A 19,088-nucleotide genomic window follows, 5' to 3' on the forward strand; every position below is an offset into this window, starting at 1 on the left:
TACGATCACCGGACGAGGGGAGCCGCAGGGTGTCGACCAAGGTGCGCAGCACGGCGGAGACGCGCGAGCGCATCCTGACCGCGGCGTGCGAGGTGATCGCCGAGACCGGCTTCGAGAAGATCCGGATGCGCATGGTCGCCGAGAAGGCCGGGGTGTCGACCGCGCTGCTGCACTACCACTTCGACACGCGCGAGAAGCTGTTCACCGAGGCGATGACCCACTCCTTCGCCCACACCGCGCTGGACGCCGAACGCGACGCCGACACCGCGCCCGCGGCGGTCGTCCTCGCCCGCATCCTGCGCAACCTGCTGCCCACCGACCCCGAACTCCAGCAGGACTGGCGGCTGTGGCAGGAACTGTGGGCCCGCGCCCTGCGCGACGAGACGACCCGCGCCTTCGCCGTCGACCTGTACGCCCAGCTCCACGCCTGGGTGGCCGGCGCGGTACGGCGCGGCATCGAGTCGGGCGAGTTCACCCCGACCGACGTGGACGACCTGAGCACCCTCGTGCTCTCCCTCAGCGACGGCTACGGCATCCGCCTGATGCTCCGCGACCCCACCGTCACCCTGGACACGGCCCTCACCTCGATCTGGCGCCATGTCGCCGGCACCCTCGGCCTGCCGGAGGCGTTGCCGGAGCCGTAGCAGCGCAGCGGACCGGAACTCCCCCCGGGGCGCGACCTGCCGCGGCTACGCCTCGCGGTCGGCCACCCCGAGATTTCCGCACGCGGCGCCCGAGGCTTCAATGCGTACTACAGTTACCGCTGTGCGGTGCGTCACACTCCGTCGTGCGACAGGCAGAGGGGGCGGAAGCGTGTACGTGCCGCTTGAGTATGCCTGTGGGGGGTTACGTGCAAGAAATGATCAAGGGCTCCAACGTGACGCTGGCAGCCCTGAGCGACAACGTCGGATCCGTCATCGTCGGTCTGGGCTGGGGGAGTCCGACCGGCGAGGGCGACGCGGACGTGTCCGTCCTGCTGCTGAACGCCGACGGCAAAGTGCGCAGCGACGGCGACTTCTACTTCTACAACAATCCGGTGGCCGCCGACGGAAGCGTGCAGTTGCTGGGTAAGACGCCTACGGCGGACGGGAACGAGGACCGGATCAGCTTCGACCTGACCGTCGTCCCGGACGACGTCGACCGGATGGTCGTGGCCGCCAGCCGGTACGAGGGGGCGCGCTTCGGAGAACTGGAGCACGTGCGGCTGTCGTTGGCCGACGGCGCCGGCGAGAACCTGCTCCGCTTCGTCATCGAGGATGCGGACTCCGTCAGCGCGGTCATCTTCGGCGAGCTGTACCGGCGTGGAGAGGAGTGGAAGTTCCGCGCTGTCGGCCAGGGCTACGACACCGGTCTCGTCGGTCTGGCGACGGATTTCGGCGTCGACATCGAGGATGACGCGGCGGCCGTCGAGGCGCAGGACGACTCGGCGGACGACGAGCGGACGGACGCGGCGGCCGCCGCTGCGGACGAGCCGGTTCCGCAGGGAACGCTGCGGGCCGTTCCGTCCCCCCGTCGCCCGGGCGACGAGGGCGGCCCGCGCAAGGCCGCCACGCGGCCGCGTACCGCGAAGAAGAAGGTCACGCTGCCCAAGGAGGCCGGAAGGACCCTGGCGGAGAACGAGTCCTGGAAGGCGGCCCGGCTCTTCCCGGTGTCCGCCCTGAAGAGCGACCGGGACCGTGAGATGCGTGCGACGTCCGTCCTGCTGGCGGTGATGGCGCAGGTGCCCGAATTCGGCAGGAGACTGACCGCGGCCTTCGGGGCGCCGGCCGGCCGCATGGAGACCTTCACCGAGGTCTCGCTGCCCCACGGGGACACACCGCGACGTCCCGACGGTGTGATCCGTGTCGAGCGCGCCGGAAAGCTGTGGACGGCCCTCGTCGAGACGAAGACCAACGGCAACGCGCTGAAGTCCGACCAGGTGCAGGCGTACATGGACATCGCCGCGCGCCGTGGGTACGAAGCCGTGATCACGCTGTCCAACGACGTCGCTCTGGAGGGCAGCCCGCTGGTCGACGTCAAGATCGACGGGCGTCGCAAGCACAAGGTGGCGCTCCGGCACCTCTCGTGGGCGGAGGTCGCCCACCAGGCGCAGATGCTGATCCGGCACGAGGGTGTCGGCAACGGTGCGCACGCCTGGCTCCTCCAGGAACTGCTCCACTATCTGCAACACGAGAACTCCGGCTGCCACGGCTTCCAGAACATGGGCCGCGCCTGGGTTCCGGTGCGCAACGGGATCGACGACGAAACCCTGTGCCAGGGAGACCCGCGCGCCCTGGAGGTCGTCGAGAGCTGGGAGCGGCTCATCCGGCAGGTGTGCCTCGGGCTCGGCGGGGAGCTGGGGCAGAAGGTACTGCCCGTGCAGCGCGTCAAGCGGGGAACGGATCCGGGAGAGCTCCGGAGCCGTCTCGCCGATCAGCTCTGCCTGGACGGAAAGCTGCAGGCCGAGCTGCGGATCGAGGGAACGCCCGGCATCCTGGCGGTCGGCGCGGATCTGCGCACGGGACGACTGCGCACCTCCATCGAGGTACCGGCCCCCGAACAGGGCTACCCCCTCTCCTGGGCCAAGCGGCTCGTGCGTCGCCTGGCGGAGGCACCGGCCGACCTCCACATCGAGACCCTTGTCGAGGGGGAGTCGGCTGGTCCCCGGGGCACGCTGGAACGGCTGCGGCCCGAACCGGCGGACATGCTGCCCAGGGACGGCGCGCGCATCACCGGTTTCCGCCTTTCCTTGCTCAAGGGAATGGGCAGCAGCCGCGGCAACGCCGAATCCGGCTTCATCCGCAGCGTCGACCACGCGGTCCTCCGCTTTTACACGACCGTGGTGGCCCACGTGGACCGGGTGACACCCCGCCGGACACCTGCGAAGGAAGGCGCCGCGGCGACCGGATGAGCATCGCCGATCACCTTCGCGGCAGGGCCGCGGGCGGGCGGAACGCCGCCCCGGGAGAGTGGCCGACCGGCCGGCCGTAGCCGGCGGCGTTCATCGTGTCCCCGAACCGGCTCCCGCTCGGTCCCACGCGCTCATGGTGGGGAGCCGAGCGGGAATCCGGCCGGCCTGGGCTGCCGTGGGCCGGGGCCGTGCGGTATGCCGGGGCGATTGGGGGTGAGGCATGGCGTTCGGGTTTGCCGGGGGTGTCGGTGTCGCCGGATGCGGCCGGCCCGTTCTCATGGGCCGCTGTCCTCCGGCAGGTCCGCCGCCGACTCCTTTGGGGTGAGGTCCGGTCGCAGGCGGAGCCAGGACGGCTGGCGGAGCATTCCGTTGCGGGTCCGGGTGCTGTAACCGACCTCGCCCACCAGCCGGGGCAGGACCCAGCGCGCCTCCGCGATCCGCGGCACCGGCTCGAAGGGGCACCGGTCGCTCGCCGCGTCCCGGAGCAGCCCCGCCAGCCGGGTGCGTTCCGCCTCGCTCCAGCCGGTGCCGACCCCGCCGACGTACCGCAGCCGGCCCTCCGCGTCGCGCTGGCCGACCAGTACCGCTCCGGGCAGCCCGGTCAGCCTGCCCTTGCCGGGCAGCCAGCCGCCGACGATCACGTCCTCGGCGCGCATGTTCCGGATCTTGATCCAGGCGCGGGAGCGGACCCCGGGCTCGTACACCGAGTCCAGCCGCTTGCACACGAGGCCCTCCAGGCCGTGCTCTCGGGTGGCGCGCAGCGCCTCGGCGCCGTGTCCGGTCACGGCGCCCGGCGTCGACCAGTACGGCCCGGCCAGGTCCAGCTCCTCCAGCCGGGCCCGTCGCCGCACATACGGCAGCCTCACCAGCGACTCCGCGAGGTACGGCACGTCGAACAGCACCAGATGCACCGGCACCTGGGCGGCCCGGCGTGCCGCCCGCGCGGGGGCGTGCGCGAGGCCCATGCGGCTCTGCAGCAGCTGGAAGTCGGCCCGTCCGTGCCGGTCCAGGGCCAGCACCTCGCCGTCCAGCACGGCGGGCGTCGCCCCCAGGGCGGCGCCCAGCGGCCGGAGTTCCGGATACGCCGCGGTGATCACCTCACCGGAGCGGGCGCGCAGCAGGACGGTCCCGTCGCCCGGCAGATAGGCCATCACCCGCTGGCCGTCCTGCTTGGTCTCGTACGCCCACCGCGCGTCCTGGGTGGCGGGCGGCAGGCTGCCGGGGGTGGCGAGCATCGGCGCGATGAGGGGCAGGGGCACGGCGGTCACGGCAGAAGGTCTCGACCGGCACCGCCGCCCTCACGCGCCTTTCACCCCCGGTTCCCCTGAACGGGCCCGCGGGACGGAGGGGATCTACGGGGGCACGTCCGGTCACAGGGGAGCGCGCGTCCGCCGGGAGAGGGCGCGTCCGATCGAGGTCAGCGGGGCGGTCTGACCCATCCCAGGGACCGTTCGACGGCCCGCTGCCAGTTGTCGTACTCCGCCGCCCGCCGCTCGGGGTCCATGTCGGGCAACCACTGGGCGGCCCGGTGCCAGTTGCGGCGCAGCACCTCCAGGTCGGGCCAGTAGCCGGCGGCGAGCCCGGCCGCGTAGGCGGCGCCGAGGGAGACCGTCTCGGCGACCATGGGACGCACCACGGGCACGTCGAGCACGTCGGCGACGAACTGCATGAGCAGGTTGTCCGCGGTCATGCCCCCGTCCACCTTGAGCTGCTGGAGGGAGACCGAGGAGTCGGCGTTCATCGCGTCGACGACCTCCCTGGTCTGCCACCCCGTGGCCTCCAGGACGGCACGTGCCAGATGCCCCTTGGTGATGTACGAGGTGAGGCCGACGATGACCCCGCGTGCGTCACTGCGCCAGCGTGGCGCGAACAGGCCCGAGAAGGCGGGGACGATGTAGCAGCCGCCGTTGTCCTCGACCGTGCGCGCGAGCGTCTCGATCTCCGGGGCGCTGTTGATCAGGCCGAGGCGGTCACGGAACCACTGGACGAGGGCGCCGGTGATGGCGATCGACCCCTCCAGGGCGTAGGCCGGCGGCTGGTCGCCGATCTTGTAGGCGACGGTCGTGAGCAGTCCGTGCCGGGACCGTACGACGTCGGTGCCCGTGTTCAGCAGCAGGAAGCTGCCCGTTCCATAGGTGCACTTGGCCTCGCCCGGGGAGAAGCAGGTCTGGCCGAAGAGGGCGGCCTGCTGGTCGCCGAGGGCGGCCGTGATGGAGACGCCCGGCAGCAGCGACCGGGCCTCGCCGTACAGCTCCGCGGACGACCGGATCTCGGGCAGCATCGAGCGGGGCACCCCGAAGAAGTCCAGCAGCTCGTCGTCCCAGGCGAGCGTGTGGATGTTCATCAGCATCGTGCGGCTGGCGTTGGTGGCGTCGGTGATGTGCAGCCCGCTGTCGGCGCCCCCGGTGAGGTTCCAGATCAGCCAGCTCTCCATCGTGCCGAACAGCACCTCGCCGTCCTTGGCGCGCTGCTCGACCCCCTTGACGTGGTCGAACAGCCACCGGATCCGCAGCGCGGAGAAGTAGGTCGAGGGCGGCAGTGCGCACCGCTCCAAAAAGAACTCCTCCCCGGGGCGTTCCATGAGGTCCTCGACCAGCGGCGCCGTGCGGGTGTCCTGCCAGACGATCGCGCGGCCCAGCGGGACGCCGGTCCGCCGGTCCCAGAGCACGGTCGTCTCGCGCTGGTTGGCCATGCCGATGGCGGCGACCTTCCCCGAGTCGACACCGGCGTCGGACAGGGCCTCGGGCAGGACGCGCCGCAGGTTCTGCCAGATCTCGACGGCGTCGTGTTCGACCCAGCCGGGCCGGGGGAAATGCTGCTGGTGCTCCCTCTGCGCGACCGAGACGAGCCGCCCGCGGTGGTCGAACAGGATGCATCGGGTCGAGTTGGTGCCCTGATCGACGGACATCACGTACCTTTCAACCATGATCGGGTCTGCCTTCCGTCGGATCGAGGGGCGGCTGTCCTGACCTACCAGCGGGCGGCTCCCAGGTCTCTGGAGATCGCCCGGGCGGCTTCACGGATCAGGCTGATCAGACCGGTACGGGGATGGTTCTGGCTGTCGCAGATCCGCTCGACCGGCCCGGACAGCCCGATGGCGCCGACGACGAGGCCGCCGTGCCCCCGGATCGGCGCGGCGAGCCCGGCCTCGCCCATGCTCATCTCCTGGACCTCGGCGGCCCACCCGACCTCCCGGACCGCGGCGAGCGCCCGGGCGAGCCGCTCGGGGTCGACCAGGGTGTGCCGGGTGTACGCCTCCAGCCCCGGTTCCCGGTCCGGTTCCGTGGCCGCGGTCCCGTAGGCCAGGAGCACCTTGCCGAGCGAGGAGGCGTGCAGGGGCAGCAGCGAGCCCACGTCCAGGGTCTGGAAGGTGTCGTCGGGCCGGAACACGTGGTGGACGATGAGGACGCTGCCCTCCAGCGGCGTGCCCAGGCGTACCGCCTCCCCGCTGCGGGCGGCCAGCGCGTCGGCCCAGTTGAGGGACCGCGAGCGCAGCTCGTTCACGTCCAGGTAGCTGGTGCCGAGATGCAGCAGGGCGGCGCCGAGCTGGTACTTTCCGGTCGCCGCGTCCTGCTCCACGAAGTCCACGTGCTGGAGCGTGCGCAGGATGCCGTGGGCGGTGCCCTTCGCCAGCCCGAGCGAGGCCGCCACCTCGCCGAGCCCGAGTCGGCGGGGCCCGCCGGCGAGCAGACGCAGAATCGCCGCCGCCCGTTCGATCGACTGGACTGGGCCGGCCATGAAGCGAGCCTATTACCGGTACGGACTGTTCGCCCTGCGGGGCCGGAGGACGTCTTGGCGCCGGAGCGTTCGACAATGCCGACCGCTGTTCATTGACCCGCCCCGATATGTCTCCATAACTTGCTCTAAGGCCCGGAACGCGCCGAGACCGATGCCGGACTCGGCGGTACACACCATCGGGAGAGAAACATGGTGGCACAGCTCAACACGCTGCTTCGGACGGCATACGAACACGTGTGTCCGGTGCCGCCCGTCGCCGGTGCCGTCTCGGCCGTGCGCCGGCGGGTGGCGGCGCTCCTGGCCGACTGGAGCGTGTGCCCGGACATCGCCGAGGACGCGATGCTCGTGGTGTCGGAGCTCGTCACCAACGCGATCGTGCACGCTCGGCCGCCGGCCGAGCTGCGGCTGTCGTGGGTGCGTGGCGACGGCTGCCGCAATCTGCGCATCGAGGTGACCGACGCGGGGGCGGCGCTGGCGGCGGGTGCGTCGCTGGTCGGGATCGACCCCGACGAGCACGGCCGGGGCGAGGCGATCGTGCACGCCCTGGCGGTGCGGCACGGCATACACGTCCACCCCGGTGGGGTCACCCGCTGGGCCGAACTGGGCACGATCTGAGACGGGGCCTGAACCCGAACGCAGCCGGTACCCGGGCCGACCCCGGACCGTCACCCCGAAGACCGTGCCCCCAAGCCACGCCTCCGCCTCTGACGCCGTGGTCCGAAGCCACTCCTCCCACCCTTACGCCGTGATGCGATGCCACGCCTCCGGCCTTTGCGCAGTGGTCCGAAGCCATGTGCTTCCCGCTCTTGTACGGGGTGTGAAGCCACGCCTCTGTGAGCCGAGGCGCGCGGCCTGACCGTCGTCAATCCGAAGCCAGGGTCCTCAGCCCGGACGCTGTGCTCCGATGCCATGCCTGCGCCCTTTACGCCGTGATGCGATGCCACGCCTCCGGCCTTTGCGCAGTGGTCCGAGCCATGCTTCCCGCTCTGGCGCCGTGGTGAGAGGCCACGTCTCCGCCAGTCAGGCCCGTGGCCCAGGTGTCCAGGTGTCGTGGTCGGGAGTCAGGCCCGCGGCGCCGTCGTCGCGGTCTGTGCCGCTGTCTTCCGTCCGGACGGAACGGCGACCCGCTCCTCCTCGGTCCGCTTGCGCAGCAGGAGCAGGGCGGCGTCGTCATGCAGGCGGCCGCCCACGTGCGCCAGCAGTTCGTCATGGAGCGCGGTGAGCGTGCGGGCCGGCTCGTCGGACGCATGGCGAGCCACGCCGTCGGCCAGTGGATAGAACTCCCGCGCGCGGTCGCGGGCCTCGATGACCCCGTCGGTGTAGAGCAGCAGCTGGTCTCCCGCCGCGAGCGGCAGACGCTGGAGGCCGGGAGACTGCCCCGAAAGGGCCCGCAGCCCGAGGGGCGGAGTGTGCTGCGCCGGCTCCACCGGCCGGACCTCTCCGGACGCGGAGATCAGCAGCGGAGGCGCGTGTCCGCAGTTGACGATCTCCAGGTGCCCCGCCTCGGTGTGTCCGGCCACCACGGCCGTGACGAAGTCGTCCGGGCCGAGATTGCGCGCCAGGCTCCGCTCGATCCTCCCGACGACGGCGAGCAGATCGGGCTCGTCGTAGGCGGCCTCGCGGAACACGCCGAGCACGAGTGCGGCGGTCCCCACGGCGGGCAGCCCCTTGCCGCGCACATCGCCGACGATCAGCCGGACGCCGTGCGGGGTGGGCACCAGGGCGTACAGGTCCCCGCCGATCCGGGCCTCCGCGGCGGCGGCGCTGTAGCGGACGGCCACCTGGAACGGTCCGACGGTCTCCGGGACGGGCTGGAGCAGCGCCTGCTGGGCCGCCTCGGCGACCGAGCGTACGGCGGCGAGAACCCGTTCACGACGGCCCCGCATCGCGCTGGCCAGGCAGCTCGCCGCGGTGACGGCCAGCAGGGCGGACACCACGGCCGTCGGCTCGCGTGCGGGAACCGCGTGCCCGATGCTCAGCGCCGTGCCCATCAGCGCGGCGAGGAGACCGGCGCAGATGACACCGCGCGGCCCGTTGGTGGCGGCGGCCAGCGCGGGGCCGGCCGCCAGCAGCGGCAGCCAGGGCACCCCCGCCTGCGTGGCGACGTCGACGAAGACGACGACGGCGACGACCAGAACGGGCAGCAGCGGCATCCCCGCGGTCAGCCGTGCGGTGACACGTCGGCAGGCCTGCTCGAGGGCGCTCGCGATCCGCTTCCTGGACAGCCGCATGGGCGCGTGGTCGCCACCCTGGTGTCGAGCCTGGGTCATGTCTCGTCCGCTGTCCTCGCCTGTAGGGGGTGCACACCCGGAATGTCTGTTTCATCCAGGAAACGGGCCGGGTGAAGGTGGCCACAAGGAGCGGATTTTCAGATAGTGAGCGAGAGCCCCCTGGTCACTCGGTCGGCGATCGGCAGGAGCCGGGCCCGGATCTCCGGCAGCCGGTCCCGCCGCTCCACCGGCAGGGAGACGCCGAGTGCGCCGGGCGTGTCCCCGCGGTAGACGGGCACGGCGACGCAGACGGTTCCGAGCGAGTACTCCTCCAGATCCGTGACGGCCGGTGCCAGGGGCGGCGCGTCGAGCCTGCGGAGCAGTTCCGGAAGGCTCGTGATGGTCCGGGGCGTGAGGTCGGCCAGGTGGTGCCTGGAGAGGTAGTCCCGGCGGGCGTCCTCGTGCAGCTCGCGCAGCACGGACTTGCCCAGCGCGGTGGCGTGTCCGGCGTCCTCGAAGCCCACCCAGAGATCCACCCGTGGCGTACGGGGGCCGTCGACGATATCGGCGACCCTGATCTCGCCGTCCTCGTAGAAGGTGAGGTAGGTGGCGGTGGACAGTTCGTCCCGCAGGGCGGCCAGCGCCGGGCGTATCCGGCTGAGCAGCGTCTGCGCGTGTCCCGCCGTGTGCAGGGAGTTCACGCGGTCGCCCAGGATGAAGCCGCCGTCGTCCAGCTTCCGCACGTATCCGTCGTGCAGCAGGGTGCGCAGCAGGTGGTAGGCGGTGGCCAGGGGCAGCTCCGTCTCACGCGCGAGCTGTTTCGCCGGCGCGCCGTTCTCGTGCGCACTCACCGCCTCCAGCAACCGGAGGGCCCGCTGCACGGATGTGATGAGGGTGGGGCCTTCCTGAGCGCCCATGAGACCAGGTTGCCCCGGGCGGCTGGCCCCGGCAAGGCAGGGACGGGCGCGTTTCCGGCCACGGGCGGGGGAGTCGCGCCGGCGCACGGCGGGGCACGTCGGCCGCAGGGTGCCCGGCCGCGGTGTGCCCGGCCGAAGAGTGCCCGGCCGAAAGGTGCCGGGCCGCAGGGTGCCCGGCCGAAGAGAGTGCGGGGCCGAGAGGTGCGGGGCCGAGAGGGGCCGGGTCGAAAGGTGCCGGCCGGGCCGGGCGGCCCGGCCGTCGTCAGTGGCGCGTGGTGGCGATGCTCACCGCGTTGGCCACCACCACCGCCCCGATGCCCGCCCACTCCGCGCCGCCGAGGCCCTGCCCGAGGATCACCCAGCCGACGACGGCCGCCAGCACCGGGTTGACGCTCATGAACAGGCCGAACGTCTGGGCCGGCACATGCCGCAGCGTCAGCAGGTCGGTCAGGTACGGCACGGCGGAGGAGAGGAGACCGGCGGCCACGGCACACAGGACGGCCCCGGCCGTCGGGGGATGGGCGAGCGCGACGGCGACGCCGGCGGGCAGGAAGGCCAGGGCGGACACGGCCGAGGCGGCCGCCGCGCCCTGCGCCCCGGGGATGCGCCGCCCGACGACCCGGTTGAGCAGGATGTACGAGGCCCAGCAGCAGGCGGCGACCAGGCCGAGGGCCATCCCGGCGTAGTCGGCGGAGGGCCGCGGACGCATCAGGACGACGACCCCGACGGCGGCCAGCACCGCGCACCCGGCGTCCAGCCGGCGCCGTGAGGCGGCCAGCGCGATCGTGAGCGGCCCCAGGAACTCCAGGGTGACGGCGAGCCCCAGCCCGATCCGGGCGACGGCGCTGTACAGGGTGAGGTTCATCGTGCCGAACACCCCGCCGAGCAGCAGCACCGGCCACCACTGCGGCCACGCGAAGGCCCGCAGCCTGGGCCGGGCGACGATGAGCAGGACGAGTGCGGCGACGTACTGCCGTACCGCCACCACGCCGAGCGGGCCGAGGACGGGGAAGGCCAGTGCGCCGACGGCGGCGCCGGTCTGGTTGGACAGGCCGCTGCCGGCCATGGCGGCCACCGCGGCCCGCCGCCGGGGCGAGCGCGCCGGCGTGGTGGCCGCCGCGGTCCCGGCCGCGGCCGGGCGCTCGAGAACTCGTCGCATGCGAGACATCGTGCGCCCGCTCCGCTCTTGCGGAAAATGCATACGGCAGTCGATCTATACGATCAGCGTATGGACGACATCGATCTCCGGCAGCTGCGCTGTCTCGTGGCCATCGTGGACGAGGGCACGTTCACCGACGCGGCGATCGCGCTCGGCGTCTCCCAGGCCGCCGTCTCCCGCGGCCTCGCCTCCCTGGAGGGGGCCCTCGGGGTACGGCTCCTGCGGCGCACCTCCCGCGAGGTGACCCTCACCGCGACCGGTGTGCGCGTGCTGGCCCAGGCCCGGCGGGTGCTCGCGGACGTGTCCGACCTGGTCCTGGAGGCCGCCTCGGGGCACACCCGGCTGCGCGTGGGCTACGCCTGGTCGGCGCTGGGCCGGCATACGGTCGCCTTCCAGCGGCGCTGGAGCGCGGCGCACGGGGACACCGATCTGTACCTGGTCCGGGTCAACTCGCCGTCCGCCGGGCTCGCCGAGGGCGCCTGCGATCTCGCCGTCGTGCGCAGGCCGCCGGACGACCGGCGTTTCGGCACCGCCATCGTCGGGCTGGAGCGGCGGCTGTGCGCGCTCGCGGCCGACGACCCCCTCGCCCGGCGCCGCTCCGTACGGCTCGCCGACCTCACCGACCGGGTCCTGTTCGTGGACCGCCGGACCGGCACGGCCACCCCGGAACTGTGGCCGGCGGACGCCCGTCCGGCCGTCGAGGAGACGCACGACGTCGACGACTGGCTGACGGTCATCGCCGCCGGCCGCGGTTTCGGGGTGACGGCCGAGGCGACCGCGTACCAGTACCCGCGGCCCGGCGTCGTCTACCGGCCGGTCCGTGACGCCGAACCCGTCGCCGTCCGCCTCGCCTGGTGGCGCGACGACCCGCATCCGGCGCTCCGGGCGGTGCGCGAACTGCTCACCGAGCTGTACCGGACGAGCTGACACAGCGCTCGGCAGGGGACTCTCGCACACCCCGCAAGGACCCGTACAACGACGACCACCCCACCGCCGCCCACCGGGTGGGCTCCGCATCCCCGACCGGGAGGCCGAGCCACCGGGCGGGCTCCGCCTCCGTCGGACCGGAGGCCGACGTCGGACCGGAGGCCGACGTCGCCCCGGAGGCCGACGTCGACCACCTGTTCCTCCAGGCCGCCGTCGACCGGCCCGAGGTGAGCGGCCGGCAGAACGGGGGGCAACGTCTCCGCCGGGTGGGCCCGTTCGTCGTCGAGCGGGGGTTGTGGCCCGGCCGCCCCGCGGGCGGCCCGGTGGATTCGGTGCGGACGGCCGCGGCCGCGCAACCGTCAAGTAATATCCGGCGCCAGGCCACCAGAGGAGGAACCGTGCCCCGGTCCGAACGCTCACCCCTGCTGCTCGCCGGCTTACTGGCCGGTATGGGGGTCGCCCACTTCGCCGCCCCCCGGCCCTTCGACGCGATCATCCCCCGCCGGCTGCCCGGTTCGCCCCGCGCCTGGACGTACGCCAGCGGCGCCGTCGAGCTGGCCCTGGCAGCCGGGATCGCGGCCCCGCGCACACGTGCGTCGGCAGCGAAGGCGGCAGCCGCCTTCTTCGTCGGCGTGTTCCCGGCGAACGTCCAGATGGCCGCGGACTGGCGCCACCGGCCGGCCCCGCTCCGGGCGGCGGCCCTCGCCCGGCTGCCCCTCCAGCTGCCCCTCGTGCTGTGGGCGCGCGGAGTGGCGCGGAACGGAAAGGGACTGTCGTGACCGAGCGGATCGCTCCCGGGGACAAGATCGAGGACTTCGCGCTGGCCGACGAGACCGGCACCACCCGCCGGCTCACCGACCTGCTGGCCGACGGTCCGGTCGTCCTCTTCTTCTACCCCGCGGCCCTCAGTCCCGGCTGCACCGCCGAGGCCTGTCATTTCCGCGATCTCGCCGCCGAGTTCGCCGCCGTCGGCGCCCGGCCCGTCGGGATCAGCGGGGACACCGTCGACAAGCAGCAGGAGTTCGCCGGCCGGCACGGCCTCGGCATGCCGCTGCTCTCCGACCCCGACGGCACGGTCCGGGAACGGTTCGGGGTCAAGCGCGGCTTCACCCTGGTCCCGACCAAGCGCGTCACCTTCGTGATCGCCCAGGACCGGACCGTCCTGGAGATCGTCCGCAGTGAGCTGCGCATGAACACCCACGCCGACCGGGCCCTCGCCGCTCTCCGCGCGCACCGGGGGTGAGCGGGGGTCCCGCGGGTTGATGCGCCGAGTCAATCGGAACATCCTGGGGCATATGGAGCCTGACGCCGCCGTGGCGGTCCTCGATGCGCTGGGCAGGGTGACCGGGTGGAGCGACGGCGCCCGGCTGCTCACCGGTCACGCGGCCGGGGACGTCGTGGGCCGGCCGGCGGCGGACCTGCTGGCGGAGGAGCCGGCCGACGGCACGCTCCTCGCGCGCTCCGGGACCATCGCCCTGCGCCACCGTGACGGCCACCGGATCGAGCTGGCCGTCACCGCCTGCGCGGTCACCGACGCCGACGGGATCCCCGCCGGCTATGTCGTCACGGCCGACCCGCCCGGCTGCACCCTGGCCGCCCAGGCCTTCGAGCAGGCGTCCATGTCCATGTCCGTCTTCGACCTCCGGCAGCGCTACCTCCGCGTGAACGACGCCGCCTGCAAGGTGATGGGCGTCTCCGAGGCCTCGCTGAGCGGCCGCTTCTTCCCCGACACCGTGGGCGAGGCCGACTACCACCAGGGCTTCCTGCGCCATCTGCGCGAGGTCGCCGAGACCGGCCGGCCCGTACGCTACGAGAGCTTCGCCGGGGCCCCCACCCTGAACCGCGAACACCTCTGGAGCATCGAGATGTGGCCGCTGCGCGCCGGCTCCGGGGAGCTGACCGCGGTCGGAATCGCCGCCTTCGACAACACCGAGCAGTACTGGGCCCGGCGCCGTCTCGCCCTGCTCAACGAGGCCACCACCCGCATCGGCACCACGCTGGACGTCGTTCGCACCGCCGAGGAACTGATCGGACTCCTCGTCCCTAGGTACGCCGACTTCGCCAGCATCGACCTGCTGGACTGGGTGCTCGGCGCGGAGGAGCCGCCGGCCCTCCCGGACGGCGTCGAGATGCGCCGTGTCGCCCACGGCTCCACCCGGGCCGGCGACCCCGGCTCGGCCGTGAGCATCGGCGAGACACACGTCTACAAGCCGACCCTGCCGCCGGCCCGTGCCCTGCACGAAGGGCACGCGGTGGTCTGCCAGGCCGGTGAGCCCGAGTTCGTCGAGTGGCTCGCGGAACGCAACGTGCGCTCGCCCGGGGGAAGCTCCCACCGGGAGGGCGCCCACTCCATGATCGCGGTGCCGCTCCGGGCCCGCGGCACCACCCTGGGCGTCGCGGTCTGCGTCCGCATGGCCCACCCAGACGACTACGGCCCCGACGACGCCGCCTTCGCGGAGGAACTCGCCAGCCGCGCCGCCGTCTGCGTCGACAACGCCCGCCGCTTCGCCCGCGAACGCTCCACCGCCCTGGCCCTCCAGCACAGCCTGCTCCCGCGCGGACTGCCCGGACAGGCCGCGGTCGAGGTGGCCCACCGCTATCTGCCGTGCGGATCACTGGCCGGCATCGGCGGCGACTGGTTCGACGTCATCCCGCTCTCCGGCGGCCGGGTCGCCCTGGTCGTCGGCGACGTGGTGGGCCACGGCATCCAGTCCTCGGCGACCATGGGCCGGCTGCGGACGGCCGTGCGCACCCTCGCCGACGTCGACCTGGCCCCCGACGAACTCCTCACCCACCTCGACGACCTGGTCACGCACCTCGCCGCCGACGGCAGCGGAGAGGAGGTCGCCGAACTCGGCGCGACCTGCCTGTACACCGTCTACGATCCCGTCGCCCGCCGCCTCTCCGTGGCCGGCGCCGGTCATCCGGCCCCCGCCGTCATCCTGCCCGGCGGCACCGCCGAACTCCTTCCCATGACCGCCGGGCCGCCGCTCGGCGTCGGCGGGCTGCCGTTCGAGGCCCTGGAACTCGAACTGCCCGAGGGCACCGTCGTCGCCCTCTTCACCGACGGCCTGATGGACTACCGCGACCGGGACCTGGACGGCGCCGCCGAGGAACTGCTCCGGGTCTTCGCCGCCCCCGCCGACTCCCTCGAAGCCCTCTGCGACAACGTCCTGAAGGCCGTCCTGCCCGCCCAGCCCTGCGACGACGTCGCGCTGCTCCTCGCCCGCACCCGGGCCCTCGGCGCCGACCGCGTCGCCACCTGGGACGTCCCGCCCGACCCCGCCCGGGTCGCCGTCGTCCGGCAGGCGGCCACCGAGCAACTGGCCGCCTGGGGACTGGCGGAGACCTCCTTCGTCACCGAACTCGTCGTCAGCGAACTCGTCACCAACGCCATCCGCTACGGCGAACCGCCCATCCAGCTGCGCCTGATCCGCGACCGGGCCCTCATCTGCGAGGTGTCCGACGCCAGTTCCACCTCCCCGCACCTGCGCCGGGCGCACGTCTACGACGAGGGCGGCCGGGGACTGCTCCTCGTCGCCCAGCTCACCCAGCGCTGGGGAAGCCGGCAGACCGCAGCGGGCAAGACCATCTGGGCCGAACAGCCGCTGCCCGGCGCCTGACCACCGAAACGGGCGGTGTCACCCCTGTCCGGCGTCGGCGGCGGCCTGCGCCAGCGTGCGCCCGGTGCGCACCGAGCGGGCCCGCCGGGGATCGGGTGTGCCGTGCCCGGCCGACCGCGCCGGCCCCTTGCGCACCAGCAGCCAGGCGTCCTCCTCGTCCGAGCCGCCGCGGAAGCGCGTGAGGGCGTACTCACCGTGCAGCTTGGTGCCGTGCAGCCGGAACGTGGCATGCCCGCGCTCCAGGGACTCGGCGAAGTCCACCGGGCGCCCCCTGCGGTCATGGCTGAGCGGCTCGTACGTGCCGCGGTCCCAGACGATCACGGTGCCGCCGCCGTACTCGCCCTTCGGGATGGTGCCCTCGAAGTCCTCGTACTCCAGCGGATGGTCCTCCGTCGGCACCGCCAGCCGCTTGTCCGCCGGATCGCCGGACGGGCCCTTGGGGACCGACCAGGACTTCAGGACGTCGTCGACCTGGAGCCGGAAGTCGAAGTGCATCCGGCGCGCGTCGTGGATCTGCACCACGAACCGTGGCCGGTCGCCGCCGGCCGCGGGCGCCTGCCCCGAGGGCTCGCGGGTCCGCCCGAAATCGCGCTTGCCGCGGTACGTCCGCAGCCGGTCCTCCGCTGCCACGTGCGGCTCCTTCCCTGCGTCCGCCTCACGCGCCCCCGGGTACCCGGACCCGGCCGGTTCAGCCCGCGACGCCGTCCGGTCCGCCGCCGCGCGCAGCACCGCGACCCGCCCGGCCCGGCCCCACGGCGGACCGAAGGCGCGCCGAGACCGTTCCGCCCTGCGGCGGTGACACCACCTGGGCCAACCCGGCCGCCGCCTACCGAGTGGTGACCTGGAGTTTTCCGCCGCCGGGCCGCCACCCCAGGGCCGGGCCCAGTCGCTCGGCCATGTCCGTGAGGATCTGCTCGTAGTCCTCGTGCCCGAAGGTGAACGGCAGCGCGAACGCCACCTCCTCGACCTCGCGGAAAGCGGCGTGCGCCCGCAGCCGCTCGGCCAGTTCCGCCGAGGTGCCGACCAGGTCCGGCGCGAACAGCAGTCGCGCCGGGCCCTGGGGGGAGGCCGTACGGGGCAGCCGCTCGGCCGCGTACCGCGCGTACCGGGCCCGCTGCTCGGCGCTCGCGGAGTCCGTCGGGATCACGACCAGCCCCTGCGAGACCCGGGCCGCCTCGCCGTCGGGGTGGTGCGCGCGGAACTCCCGGATGTGGGACAGCTGGATCTCGGCGAAGTCCGGCGGCCCCTCCGGCTGCTCCGCCTTGACGACGCTGCTGGTCAGGAAGTTCATCCCGTGCTCGCCGGCCCAGCGCGCCGAGCCCAGGCTGCCACCGCCGTACCACAGTCTCCGCCCGAGGCCGGGGGAATGCGGCTGGACGACGTCCGAGAACGTCTCGAACCCCTCGGTACCGCTGAAGTCGGTGGCGGGCTTGCCGCGCACCAGGTCCAGCAGCCGTCGTACCCGTCCGTAACCAAAGTCCTCCGCGTCGGCGGTGTCCGGGTAGAGGGCGTCCTTGACGTGTGCGTAGTGCATCGGCGGGCCCACGCTGACGCCCGGGTTGAGCCTGCCGCCGGACAGGACGTCGACGGTCGCCAGGTCCTCGGCGAGCCGCAGCGGGTTCTCCCAGCCGAGCGGTGTCACCGCGGTGCCCAGGCCGATCCGGCGGGTCCGCTGCGAGGCGGCGGCCAGGACGGCGACCGGGGACGAGATGCCGTACTGCAGATGCCGGTGACGGACCCAGGCGGTGTCGAAACCGAGCCGCTCGCCCAACTCGATGATCTCCAGCGTGGACTCGTGGCCCCGGCCCGGGTCCGCCGCGTCGAACAGGCCGATGGTGAGGAAGCCCAGGCTGCGCAGGGGGCGAGAGGTGGACGGCACCGGGTCCTCCAGCGGTCGTGTGTCGGCTCTTCCCCGATTCTGGCAGGCGAGTGTGACAACCGTGTGATCAGTTCGCCCCGGCCGGCGGCAGGGGGATCACGACCTCGTCCTCGACCGGCGGATCGACTTCCTGCGCCCGGTTGCCCGTCGCGGCGAAGCAGCGCAGCCGGACCGCGTCCGGAGCGACGTCCAGCCGCAGGAAACACTTGAAGAACGGCGGGCTGTAGGTGGCGGACGACGGCGAGAACAACTGGGTGTAGATCTTCCGCACGGGCAGCCGGAACCGGGCCGGCCGGTCGGGACGGCGACCGGTGCCCAGCAGGCTCGCGACCAGGCGGGTGCGGCGGGTGATCCGGGCGCCGGGGCCGGGGGCACGGCCCGGCTCGATGCCCAGCCGCTCGGCGATCACGGCCGTCGCCTCCGTCTCGGACAGGCGGAAGAAGCGGCGCAGCCGGAGCCGGCGGCCGTACAGGCGGCTGTAGAAGGCGAGCGAGTCGCCGCGCAGCGGGTAGCAGCGGAAGTCGCGCTCGGTGACGCCGCCGACCGACACCCGCGGGATGGTGTGCGTGGCGTGCATGAACGCGCCGCCGCCGCCCGCCACGACGTACTGGATGGTGCGGCCGTCCACCGTGACCGGGTAGCGCTGGTAGTTGTGGATGTCGCCGCCGATCGCGGCCACGTAGTGGTGCTCCGGGGCCCGGACGATGTCGTCCACCGTGCCCCCGCCCTCGATGGGGCACGGGTGGTGCTCGCCGTCGACGTACAACGGCGACCCGGTGACGAGGATCTTCGGCCGGGGGCCCTCGGACATCTCCCGCAGCCAGGCGCCCTGTTCCGCGTCGACCGTGCCCAGCAGGCCGGTGTCGATGCCGATGATCCGCACCGGTCCCGCGTCGATCGCCCAGTACGGGCCCGGCTGTACCGCCTGCTGACCCGGTGCCGACCGCAACGCCCGCGCCGCGGCGAGCCGTTGTCCGTCGGCGGGCCGTGCCCGGTGCCACAGCAGGGAACGCCACCAGGCGCGGGTCAGCGGGCGGGGCCGGGGCTCCGGGTCGAGCGGCGGCGTGTCGGCGCAGAACACACGCATGAAGGCCCCGAGGTCCTCGTACCAGTCGTGGTTCCCCGGTATCGCGTAGATCGGCGCGGGGTAGTCCTGGTAGGGCCGGAAGAACTTGTCGCCGTAGTCGTCGGCGCTGCCGACGGGGTAGATGACATCGCTGGCGATCACCGCGAAGTCCGTGCCCCGACTCGCTTTCAGAAAGCCGGGGACGACGGCGTACTGGGAGTCGTCCCCCTCGCCGGTGTCCCCGATGACCATGAAGGAGAACCGTTCCGGTACCTCCCGGCGGACCAGCTTGTCGGCGGGTGCTCCCGCCGCCACCCGCCTGGCCACCCAGCGGCTGCGGGTGGCGCCGGTCGGATCGCCGAACCAGGACGCCAGGACGCCGTTGCGGGCGGCCCACAGGGTCCGGGGGTTCAGCCACGACAGCTTCGCGACGTGGTCCGGCATCAGCCGCTGGTAGGTGCCGGGTTCGGCCGCGCCCCAGCCGGCGCCCTGTGCGGTATCGCGTGAGGAGTCAGACACGCGGTGCACGGTAACAACGCCCCGGTCAGGGCCGGGAGCCCGGGGTCGCGCCCAACGCCCTCACGGGCATGGGGCGTTCCGGGCCGGGCACCCACGGCCGGGGGCGCGGTCCCCGTCGCGGCGGGGATCGCGCGCCCGTGACCGGCCGCCGGACCGGTCT

General features: G+C 73.2%; 16 protein-coding genes. 7 read left to right on the top strand and 9 right to left on the bottom strand.

Annotated features, from left to right (window positions below; translation table 11 throughout):
• The first annotated feature begins 29 nt into the window (after window positions 1-29).
• Both JK361_RS28370 and JK361_RS28375 read left to right on the top strand, forming a co-directional pair.
• Window positions 30-644: a TetR/AcrR family transcriptional regulator gene (locus JK361_RS28370; RefSeq protein ID WP_307787334.1), complete on the top strand. Its 615-nt coding sequence runs from the start codon at window positions 30-32 to the stop codon at window positions 642-644.
• 215 nt (window positions 645-859) lie between these two features.
• The gene (locus tag JK361_RS28375; RefSeq protein WP_201823197.1) at window positions 860-2,890 is read left to right on the top strand and encodes a TerD family protein; all 2,031 of its coding nucleotides are present in this window, start codon (window positions 860-862) and stop codon (window positions 2,888-2,890) included.
• 275 nt (window positions 2,891-3,165) lie between these two features.
• Here JK361_RS28375 and JK361_RS28380 read toward each other — a convergent pair whose 3' ends face one another.
• The 3 genes from JK361_RS28380 to JK361_RS28390 all read right to left on the bottom strand — a co-directional run bounded on the left by JK361_RS28380 (window position 3,166) and on the right by JK361_RS28390 (window position 6,628).
• Window positions 3,166-4,149 (bottom strand): ATP-dependent DNA ligase, encoded by a 984-nt coding sequence (locus JK361_RS28380; RefSeq protein WP_201823538.1) that lies wholly within the window; start codon window positions 4,147-4,149, stop codon window positions 3,166-3,168.
• Between the two features lie 158 nt (window positions 4,150-4,307).
• Entirely contained in the window at window positions 4,308-5,816 is a 1,509-nt protein-coding gene (gene glpK / locus JK361_RS28385; protein WP_201823212.1) for a glycerol kinase GlpK, read from the bottom strand.
• 44 nt (window positions 5,817-5,860) lie between these two features.
• A complete protein-coding gene (locus JK361_RS28390) occupies window positions 5,861-6,628 on the bottom strand; it encodes an IclR family transcriptional regulator (RefSeq protein ID WP_201823214.1) in 768 nt (255 codons plus the stop codon).
• Window positions 6,629-6,817: 189 nt separating this feature from the next.
• On the opposite strand from JK361_RS28390, the gene JK361_RS28395 reads away from it, so the two are divergent.
• Window positions 6,818-7,243, top strand: coding sequence for an ATP-binding protein (locus JK361_RS28395; RefSeq protein ID WP_201823217.1), 426 nt, complete (start codon window positions 6,818-6,820; stop codon window positions 7,241-7,243).
• Between the two features lie 446 nt (window positions 7,244-7,689).
• On the opposite strand, the gene JK361_RS28400 is transcribed toward JK361_RS28395, so the two are convergent.
• From JK361_RS28400 to JK361_RS28410, 3 genes are all read right to left on the bottom strand, one after another.
• Complete coding sequence (locus JK361_RS28400; protein ID WP_201823221.1) at window positions 7,690-8,898, bottom strand: PP2C family protein-serine/threonine phosphatase; 1,209 nt, start codon at window positions 8,896-8,898, stop codon at window positions 7,690-7,692.
• Between the two features lie 98 nt (window positions 8,899-8,996).
• Window positions 8,997-9,755, bottom strand: coding sequence for an IclR family transcriptional regulator (locus JK361_RS28405; RefSeq protein ID WP_201823224.1), 759 nt, complete (start codon window positions 9,753-9,755; stop codon window positions 8,997-8,999).
• Window positions 9,756-10,017: 262 nt separating this feature from the next.
• Entirely contained in the window at window positions 10,018-10,830 is an 813-nt protein-coding gene (locus tag JK361_RS28410; protein ID WP_372448746.1) for an EamA family transporter, read from the bottom strand.
• Window positions 10,831-10,983: 153 nt separating this feature from the next.
• Between JK361_RS28410 and JK361_RS28415 the strand changes: the two genes are divergently transcribed.
• The 4 genes from JK361_RS28415 to JK361_RS28435 all read left to right on the top strand — a co-directional run bounded on the left by JK361_RS28415 (window position 10,984) and on the right by JK361_RS28435 (window position 15,464).
• Window positions 10,984-11,841, top strand: a complete 858-nt coding sequence (locus JK361_RS28415; RefSeq protein ID WP_201823229.1) for a LysR family transcriptional regulator — start codon at window positions 10,984-10,986, stop codon at window positions 11,839-11,841.
• A gap of 398 nt (window positions 11,842-12,239) precedes the next feature.
• Window positions 12,240-12,620: a DoxX family protein gene (locus JK361_RS28425; protein ID WP_201823540.1), complete on the top strand. Its 381-nt coding sequence runs from the start codon at window positions 12,240-12,242 to the stop codon at window positions 12,618-12,620.
• Window positions 12,617-13,084, top strand: coding sequence for a peroxiredoxin (locus JK361_RS28430; RefSeq protein ID WP_285440290.1), 468 nt, complete (start codon window positions 12,617-12,619; stop codon window positions 13,082-13,084). The genes JK361_RS28425 and JK361_RS28430 overlap by 4 nt, the downstream gene beginning before the upstream one ends.
• A 52-nt stretch (window positions 13,085-13,136) precedes the next feature.
• Window positions 13,137-15,464 (top strand): SpoIIE family protein phosphatase, encoded by a 2,328-nt coding sequence (locus tag JK361_RS28435; RefSeq protein ID WP_201823232.1) that lies wholly within the window; start codon window positions 13,137-13,139, stop codon window positions 15,462-15,464.
• 18 nt (window positions 15,465-15,482) lie between these two features.
• On the opposite strand, the gene JK361_RS28440 is transcribed toward JK361_RS28435, so the two are convergent.
• The 3 genes from JK361_RS28440 to JK361_RS28450 all read right to left on the bottom strand — a co-directional run bounded on the left by JK361_RS28440 (window position 15,483) and on the right by JK361_RS28450 (window position 18,928).
• Window positions 15,483-16,094, bottom strand: a complete 612-nt coding sequence (locus tag JK361_RS28440) for a DNA polymerase ligase N-terminal domain-containing protein (RefSeq protein ID WP_201823235.1) — start codon at window positions 16,092-16,094, stop codon at window positions 15,483-15,485.
• A gap of 196 nt (window positions 16,095-16,290) precedes the next feature.
• Complete coding sequence (locus JK361_RS28445) at window positions 16,291-17,343, bottom strand: LLM class flavin-dependent oxidoreductase (protein WP_201823237.1); 1,053 nt, start codon at window positions 17,341-17,343, stop codon at window positions 16,291-16,293.
• Window positions 17,344-17,410: 67 nt separating this feature from the next.
• Window positions 17,411-18,928: a metallophosphoesterase family protein gene (locus JK361_RS28450; RefSeq protein WP_201823239.1), complete on the bottom strand. Its 1,518-nt coding sequence runs from the start codon at window positions 18,926-18,928 to the stop codon at window positions 17,411-17,413.
• Between the last annotated feature and the right edge of the window lie 160 nt (window positions 18,929-19,088).

Origin of the sequence: Streptomyces musisoli, assembly GCF_016741855.1 — a bacterium.
Lineage (GTDB): Bacteria > Actinomycetota > Actinomycetes > Streptomycetales > Streptomycetaceae > Streptomyces > Streptomyces musisoli.

What these genes read in the sequence shown, in the direction of transcription:
- JK361_RS28375 (WP_201823197.1), top strand. Translation starts at nt 860, where the DNA reads ATGATCAAGGGCTCCAACGTGACGCTGGCAGCCCTGAGCGACAACGTC.
- glpK (WP_201823212.1), bottom strand. Translation starts at nt 5,816, where the DNA reads ATGGTTGAAAGGTACGTGATGTCCGTCGATCAGGGCACCAACTCGACC.
- JK361_RS28390 (WP_201823214.1), bottom strand. Translation starts at nt 6,628, where the DNA reads ATGGCCGGCCCAGTCCAGTCGATCGAACGGGCGGCGGCGATTCTGCGT.
- JK361_RS28395 (WP_201823217.1), top strand. Translation starts at nt 6,818, where the DNA reads ATGGTGGCACAGCTCAACACGCTGCTTCGGACGGCATACGAACACGTG.
- JK361_RS28400 (WP_201823221.1), bottom strand. Translation starts at nt 8,898, where the DNA reads ATGACCCAGGCTCGACACCAGGGTGGCGACCACGCGCCCATGCGGCTG.
- JK361_RS28405 (WP_201823224.1), bottom strand. Translation starts at nt 9,755, where the DNA reads ATGGGCGCTCAGGAAGGCCCCACCCTCATCACATCCGTGCAGCGGGCC.
- JK361_RS28415 (WP_201823229.1), top strand. Translation starts at nt 10,984, where the DNA reads ATGGACGACATCGATCTCCGGCAGCTGCGCTGTCTCGTGGCCATCGTG.
- JK361_RS28435 (WP_201823232.1), top strand. Translation starts at nt 13,137, where the DNA reads ATGGAGCCTGACGCCGCCGTGGCGGTCCTCGATGCGCTGGGCAGGGTG.